Origin of the sequence: Actinosynnema sp. NPDC023658 (assembly GCF_040639995.1) — a bacterium.
GTDB lineage: Bacteria > Actinomycetota > Actinomycetes > Mycobacteriales > Pseudonocardiaceae > Actinosynnema.
Genome location: NZ_JBFAAX010000957.1, coordinates 1 through 2,065, shown reverse-complemented (window position 1 = coordinate 2,065; position 2,065 = coordinate 1). Strand labels below are relative to the sequence as shown.

Below are 2,065 nucleotides of genomic sequence, written 5' to 3'. Positions count from 1 at the left end.
GCCCGCCACGCTCGACTCGACGACCACGCCGTTCAGCTGCCCGTCCTCGGCCTCGTGGACGCCCGGTGCGGACGGCGCGCTCGGCGTGACGCTGATCGCGTCGAGCAGGTACCAGCCCCAGCCCGTGCCGAAGGTGACCGTGTTGTCGCCCTCGGCCAGCAGCAGCTTCGCGCCGGTGGCCTCGGTGAAGCCCGCGCTCTCGGCCAGCGCCACCTCACCGACGGGGGTGCCGTTGAGCGAGACCGCGGTCCGCTTCGGGCCGTAGGGCGCGGCGTAGCGGATGGTGAGGTCGTGCAGGCCGCCGGGGCTATCCGGGATGGTGATGGTCAGGTTGTCCGCGGCCTCGTCGAACCCGGTGACGTACCCCGCGCCGGTGAAGCCCTCCACGGTCGTCTCGACCACGACGCCGGACAGCGTGCCGCCCTCGGCCTGGACCCACTCCGCCGGGGCCGCCGCGGCGGCCGGTGGCACGAGGCCCAGCGCCAGCAGCGAGACGAGCAGCAACAACCTCACGTCGTCCTGTCCCTTCACCACCGTTGGCGGGGCACCGGCTCCCGCAATCTGGGAGCGCTCCCAGAAGCATAGGGGGCGAGGCGCGTGGGACAAAGGAGTTGTTTCGGGCCGACCGTCGACGACGGGCGTGGTCGAGGGCGGCGGGCCTCGCGGTAGGACCGCCGGGGCCGGCCAGATCGGGTCGGGTCCGGCTGCGCCGGGTAGCACCTGTCGACCACGCGGGCCGTTCCCGTCCTCCGACGCACCGAACTCCACGTGTCCGCACGCGCTGACGTGCGAAAACGTGGAGTCCGGGGTGGTCGTGCTAGATGCGGCAGGTGTCCAGGGAGCTGACCAGGATCGCGCGCGCGCCCACGCGCCACAGCTCGTCCATGATGAACGGGGCGTCGTCGCGCGGCACGAGCGAGCGGACGGCCACCCAGCCCTCGCGGGCCAGCGGCGACACGGTCGGGGACTCGATGCCGGGCACCAGCTTGAAGGCCTCGTCCTGCGCCTCGACCGGGCAGTCGAAGTCGAGGATCACGTACCGGCGGGCGATCAGCACGCCCTGCAGCCGGCGGTGCAGGATCTCGACCGCGCGCACCGCGTCCGGCGCGTCCGCGACCGTGTCGCCCTGGATCAGCACGGCCTCGGACCTGAGGATCGGGGAGCCGAACGTCTCCAGGCCGGAGGTCTTCAGCGTGATGCCGGTTTCGACCACGTCGGCGATCGCGTCGGCCACGCCGAGCTCCACCGCGGTCTCCACCGCGCCGTCGAGCCGCACGAGGTGGGCCTTGATGCCGAGGTCGGCCAGGTGGTGCTCGACCAGGTTCGGGTAGCTGGTCGCGATCCGCTTGCCCTCCAGGCCCGGGGCGTCGTGGATGCCGCCCGGCTTGGACGCGAAGTAGAACGACGCCCGGCCGAAGCCCAGCGGCAGGATTTCCTTCGCGGACACGGTGGAATCGAGCAGCAGATCACGACCGGTGATGCCGACGTCCAACGACCCCTCGCCCACGTACACCGCGATGTCGCGGGGACGCAGGAAAAAGAACTGCACATCATTTGCCGGGTCCGCCACGATGAGCTCGCGGCCGGACCTGTTCACCCGGTAACCAGCTTCGGCCAGCATCTGCGCCGCGGGAGCACTCAACGAGCCCTTGTTGGGCAGGGCGAAGCGAAGAGGAGCCATGACGCGAAGTCTCCCACACCGAGGGGCCCGTCCCCGTCCCGGGTATGCCCTGGTGTCCCACGGTGTGGAAACCACCGGGTGTCGCGACCGGGTCACCCGTCCGAGGTTCCCACCACGTGAGCACCGGTGCCCGGACATTGCCCCCGATAACCGCACGGGCCCATTGTTTCCGAAATAGCGACGAACGTCCGGTTAATCGGAAGAACCGGCCGAGGCGGGTTCTCGCGGTCAACGCCCAACCCGCCGTGAACGACAGCGCGATCGCCGCCGCGGCGACCAGGAACGCTTTCCCCTCCGCGGGCAGCGGCACCGGTCGGGCCGCCACCGCGAGCGCGATGAGCACCGGACCCTGCACGACGAACGCGGCGACCAGCAGCGCCTCCC

2 protein-coding genes are annotated in these 2,065 nt (G+C 71.1%); both read right to left on the bottom strand.

All coding sequences use genetic code 11. The features are described from left to right. Window positions 1-513: CBM35 domain-containing protein (locus tag AB0G02_RS36890; protein WP_360804141.1), on the bottom strand; the 513-nt coding region annotated here is incomplete at its 3' end. Between the two features lie 304 nt (window positions 514-817). Next, window positions 818-1,681, bottom strand: coding sequence for an ATP phosphoribosyltransferase (gene hisG / locus AB0G02_RS36885; RefSeq protein ID WP_360804139.1), 864 nt, complete (start codon window positions 1,679-1,681; stop codon window positions 818-820). Between the last annotated feature and the right edge of the window lie 384 nt (window positions 1,682-2,065).